Source organism: Salinimicrobium profundisediminis, from assembly GCF_026241755.1.
Lineage (GTDB): Bacteria > Bacteroidota > Bacteroidia > Flavobacteriales > Flavobacteriaceae > Salinimicrobium > Salinimicrobium profundisediminis.
Genome location: NZ_JAPJDA010000042.1, coordinates 1 through 5847, shown reverse-complemented (window position 1 = coordinate 5847; position 5847 = coordinate 1). Strand labels below are relative to the sequence as shown.

Annotated in this window: 2 tRNA genes and 2 rRNA genes; all 4 read right to left on the bottom strand. The window is 46.7% G+C overall.

The window, feature by feature from the left end:
* Positions 1-10: 10 nt before the first annotated feature.
* Positions 11-2844 (bottom strand): 23S ribosomal RNA (locus tag OQ279_RS17050).
* A 248-nt stretch (positions 2845-3092) separates the two neighbouring features.
* Positions 3093-3169, bottom strand: a tRNA-Ala gene (locus OQ279_RS17045).
* A gap of 171 nt (positions 3170-3340) precedes the next feature.
* A tRNA-Ile gene (locus OQ279_RS17040) sits at positions 3341-3414 on the bottom strand.
* Between the two features lie 196 nt (positions 3415-3610).
* Positions 3611-5132, bottom strand: a 16S ribosomal RNA gene (locus tag OQ279_RS17035).
* Together the 16S and 23S rRNA genes with 2 tRNA genes alongside form the textbook arrangement of a ribosomal RNA operon.
* Positions 5133-5847: the final 715 nt, after the last annotated feature.

The following is a 5847-nucleotide window of genomic DNA, read 5'->3' as shown; positions in this document are numbered from 1 at the left end:
GGCCGGGAAGCGCACTAAGCTATACGGATTATTAGTATCACTCGGCTATGACATTACTGCCTTTACACCTGTGACCTATCAACGTGGTAGTCTCCCACGATCCTTTAAAGAAATCTCATCTTGTGGTGGGTTTCGCGCTTATATGCTTTCAGCGCTTATCCCTTCCCAACGTAGCTACCCAGCAGTGCTCCTGGCGGAACAACTGGTACACCAGAGGTTGGTCCAACTCGGTCCTCTCGTACTAGAGTCAGATCCACTCAAATTTCTAACGCCCACTGTAGATAGAGACCGAACTGTCTCACGACGTTCTGAACCCAGCTCGCGTGCCACTTTAATGGGCGAACAGCCCAACCCTTGGGACCTTCTCCAGCCCCAGGATGTGACGAGCCGACATCGAGGTGCCAAACCCCCCCGTCGATGTGAGCTCTTGGGGGAGATCAGCCTGTTATCCCCGGAGTACCTTTTATCCTTTGAGCGATGGCCCTTCCATGCGGAACCACCGGATCACTATGCTCTACTTTCGTACCTGATCGACCTGTATGTCTCTCAGTCAAGCTCCCTTATGCCATTGCACTCTACGCACGGTTACCAAGCGTGCTGAGGGAACCTTTAGAAGCCTCCGTTACTCTTTTGGAGGCGACCACCCCAGTCAAACTACCCACCAAGCACTGTCCTTCCAATGGAAGTTAGGCTTCAAACAAGTAAAGGGTGGTATTTCAACAATGACTCCACGATACCTGGCGATACCGCTTCAATGTCTCCCACCTATCCTACACATCACTTGTCCAAAGTCAATACTAAGCTATAGTAAAGGTTCACGGGGTCTTTTCGTCCCACAGCGGGTAATCGGCATCTTCACCGATACTACAATTTCACCGAGCTCATGGCTGAGACAGTGTCCAGATCGTTGCACCATTCGTGCAGGTCGGAACTTACCCGACAAGGAATTTCGCTACCTTAGGACCGTTATAGTTACGGCCGCCGTTTACTGGGGCTTCAATTCAATGCTTCGCCGAAGCTAACATCTCCTCTTAACCTTCCAGCACCGGGCAGGTGTCAGACCCTATACATCATCTTTCGATTTAGCAGAGTCCTGTGTTTTTGATAAACAGTCGCCTGGACCTTTTCACTGCGGCCCCACCGGAGTGGGGCGACCTTTCTCCCGAAGTTACAGGTCAATTTTGCCTAGTTCCTTAGCCATGAATCTCTCGAGCACCTTAGAATTCTCATCCCAACTACCTGTGTCGGTTTGCGGTACGGGCTGCTTTTGCTCGCTTTTCTTGGAAGTCGATATTCAGGATTATCACCGCCGCCGAAGCTTGGGTGTACTATCGGGGTGTTACCACTCCCTTCAACGCACTATTCCGTCAGTGCGCACCTAATTCTCGCCTCCGTCACTTTTAACGCAAAGCAGGTACCAGAATATTAACTGGTTGTCCATCGACTACCCCTTTCGGGTTCGCCTTAGGCCCCGACTAACCCTCAGCTGATTAGCATAGCTGAGGAAACCTTAGTCTTTCGGTGTGCGGGTTTCTCGCCCGCATTATCGTTACTTATGCCTACATTTTCTTTTGTAACCGCTCCAGCATACCTCGCAGTACACCTTCTACGCTGTTACAATGCTCCCCTACCACTCTATACTAATGTATAGAATCCATAGCTTCGGTAGTATGTTTATGCCCGATTATTATCCATGCCGAACCGCTCGACTAGTGAGCTGTTACGCACTCTTTAAATGAATGGCTGCTTCCAAGCCAACATCCTAGCTGTCTAAGCAGTTCAACCGCGTTTTTTCAACTTAACATACATTTGGGGACCTTAGCTGATGGTCTGGGTTCTTTCCCTCTCGGACATGGACCTTAGCACCCATGCCCTCACTGATTAACATCATTTTATAGCATTCGGAGTTTGTCAGGAATTGGTAGGCGGTGAAGCCCCCGCATCCAATCAGTAGCTCTACCTCTATAAAACTAATTAATCGCTGCACCTAAATGCATTTCGGGGAGTACGAGCTATTTCCGAGTTTGATTGGCCTTTCACCCCTACCCTCAGGTCATCCCAAGACTTTTCAACGTCAACGGGTTCGGTCCTCCACTATGTGTTACCACAGCTTCAACCTGCCCAAGGGTAGATCACACGGTTTCGCGTCTAACACTACCAACTAAAGCGCCCTATTCAGACTCGCTTTCGCTACGGCTCCAGGGCTTAACCCCTTAACCTCGCTGGCAACGTTAACTCGTAGGCTCATTATGCAAAAGGCACGCCGTCACCCCCTAAAGGGCTCCGACCGCTTGTAAGCGTATGGTTTCAGGATCTATTTCACTCCGTTATTCACGGTTCTTTTCACCTTTCCCTCACGGTACTGGTTCACTATCGGTCTCTCAGGAGTATTTAGCCTTAGCGGATGGTCCCGCCAAATTCATACAGGGTTTCTCGTGCCCCGCACTACTCAGGATACCACTATGGTTTATGTTCATTACTTATACCGGGCTATCACCGTCTATGGCCACTCTTTCCAAAGTGTTCTAATTCTGTTCACAACCAATGTCGTGGTCCTACAACCCCGGTAAGTCCGTAAACTTACCGGTTTGGGCTAATGCGCGTTCGCTCGCCACTACTAGCGCAATCACTATTGTTTTCTTCTCCTCCGGGTACTTAGATGTTTCAGTTCTCCGGGTTCGCCTCCTTTCGGATAACATACCTTCAGTATGCTGGGTTGCCCCATTCGGATATCTGCGGATCAACCTGTATGTGCCAGTCCCCGCAGCTTTTCGCAGCTTATCACGTCCTTCATCGCCTCTGAGAGCCTAGGCATTCCCCATACGCCCTTATTTAGCTTATGTGCTTTTACCTAATATGCTCTTTTAAAAGTTATGAGTTAAGAGTTCAGAATTATAAATAACTCCTATTCTTACTTCAACACTCTTATTTAATATAATTTGCTCTATCTATAATCTTACAACTATAGAAATTTTTATGTTTCTCGTATTCTTATTTTCCAATATGTCAATGAACTTTTTTCAAATGTTTAAGGTTTAATGTTTAAGGTCTAATGAGGTTAATCATTATTCCTTAAGCCTTAATCATTTAAATGGTGGAGAATATCGGAGTCGAACCGATGACCTCCTGCGTGCAAGGCAGGCGCTCTAGCCAGCTGAGCTAATCCCCCGTTTTTTTAGTTGGCAGTGGTCAGTATTCAGTATTCAGTTCTCACTGTACTGCGTACTGCTTAACTGCGTACTGTAAACTGGTTGCCCAACTTCTAAAATTTCCTTCAGTATTTCTCAATGAACTTCTTAACTCTGACCATTGTTTATTGATCATTGTTAATTGTATTTCGTAGTCTCAGGCAGACTCGAACTGCCGACCTCTACATTATCAGTGTAGCGCTCTAACCAGCTGAGCTATGAGACTGCAATTAGTAGTGAGTAGTTAGTAATTAGTAGTGAGATAGCTTTTCGCCTCATCTCAATACTCAATACTCATATCTCAATACTATATATTATTAAATTGACAGTGAATTAAGACCAAAAGAAGCTTATCACTTCATTTGTAAAAAGGCTCCTTATGTCGTAATTGCGTTTTGCCTTATAAGAGGCAAAATCTCTAGAAAGGAGGTGTTCCAGCCGCACCTTCCGGTACGGCTACCTTGTTACGACTTAGCCCCAGTTACCAGTTTTACCCTAGGCGGCTCCTTGCGGTGACCGACTTCAGGTACCCCCAGCTTCCATGGCTTGACGGGCGGTGTGTACAAGGCCCGGGAACGTATTCACCGCATCATGGCTGATATGCGATTACTAGCGATTCCAGCTTCACGGAGTCGAGTTGCAGACTCCGATCCGAACTGTGATAGGGTTTATAGATTCGCTCCTGGTCGCCCAGTGGCTGCTCTCTGTCCCTACCATTGTAGCACGTGTGTGGCCCAGGACGTAAGGGCCGTGATGATTTGACGTCATCCCCACCTTCCTCACGGTTTGCACCGGCAGTCTGATTAGAGTTCCCGACATTACTCGCTGGCAACTAATCACAGGGGTTGCGCTCGTTATAGGACTTAACCTGACACCTCACGGCACGAGCTGACGACAACCATGCAGCACCTTGTAACTTGCCCGAAGGAAAAGGTGTTTCCACCCCTGTCAAGCTACATTTAAGCCCTGGTAAGGTTCCTCGCGTATCATCGAATTAAACCACATGCTCCACCGCTTGTGCGGGCCCCCGTCAATTCCTTTGAGTTTCATTCTTGCGAACGTACTCCCCAGGTGGGTTACTTATCACTTTCGCTTAGCCACTCAGCTCTCAATCGAGCCAAACAGCTAGTAACCATCGTTTACGGCGTAGACTACCAGGGTATCTAATCCTGTTCGCTACCTACGCTTTCGTCCATCAGCGTCAGTAAATTATTAGTGATCTGCCTTCGCAATCGGTATTCTATGTAATATCTATGCATTTCACCGCTACACTACATATTCTAACCACTTCATAATTACTCAAGGTATGCAGTATCAATGGCAGTTCTACAGTTGAGCTGCAGACTTTCACCACTGACTTACAAACCCGCCTACGGACCCTTTAAACCCAATGATTCCGGATAACGCTTGGATCCTCCGTATTACCGCGGCTGCTGGCACGGAGTTAGCCGATCCTTATTCATACGGTACCGTCAAGCCCCTTCACGAAGGGGTGTTTCTTCCCGTATAAAAGCAGTTTACAACCCATAGGGCAGTCTTCCTGCACGCGGCATGGCTGGATCAGGCTCTCGCCCATTGTCCAATATTCCTCACTGCTGCCTCCCGTAGGAGTCTGGTCCGTGTCTCAGTACCAGTGTGGGGGATCTCCCTCTCAGGACCCCTACCTATCGTAGCCATGGTAAGCCGTTACCTTACCATCTAGCTAATAGGACGCATACTCATCTTTTACCGCCGAAGCTTTAATTATCAAACGATGCCATTTAATAATACCATGGGATATTAATCCGGGTTTCCCCGGGCTATGCCCCTGTAAAAGGTAGATTGTATACGCGTTACGCACCCGTGCGCCGGTCGCCACCATCCGAAGACGTGCTGCCCCTCGACTTGCATGTGTTAAGCCTGCCGCTAGCGTTCATCCTGAGCCAGGATCAAACTCTTCATCGTTAAATCTTATATACTTTAACAACTACTAAAGGAATTCCTCTTCTTCATCCCGTTTAACCGGGAATCAAAGCTCAAAACGTTCTTCTAGTCTTAATTCTTATTTGCATTTGTTGCTAATTAAAGCAACATACGCGCTGTCAATTCAATATGTCAATGAACTCAAACCCCTCCGCCTTCGGCACCTCCCCTTTACAAGGGGAGGATCATTCCGTATTATTGGAAGGATCGTCTTGTTGAAATTAAAGGAGTCGAACCTTATTCTACCTCACCCAACCCGGGATTTCTTTTCAGTATGTTTTTATGAACTTTCGCTCTCTCTTTCAAAGCGGCTGCAAATGTACAACCTTTTTTAAAACTGACAAGAAAAAAATTTTATTTTTTTCAGCCACTCTCGAAGCTAATCCCGTAAAAGCGGATGCAAACTTACAACCTTTATTACTTAACTTCAAAATGTTTTTTAGAGAACTTTTTCAACCCTAAAAGAACACTTACCGTGCCTCTCAAAGCGGATGCAAAGATAAAACCAATTTCCTTTACAATCCAAGATAAAATTTAAAAAAATTTCAGAGAACTTATTCGCTTTAAAGGCTTGCTACATATAGGCTCAGACACCGTCTCTCCTACCCCGTCACTCCCTCTCAAAGCGGCTGCAAATATACAACTGAATTCTAATCCCACAAGCCTCCAACAAAAATATTTTAAGGTTTTTTTGACA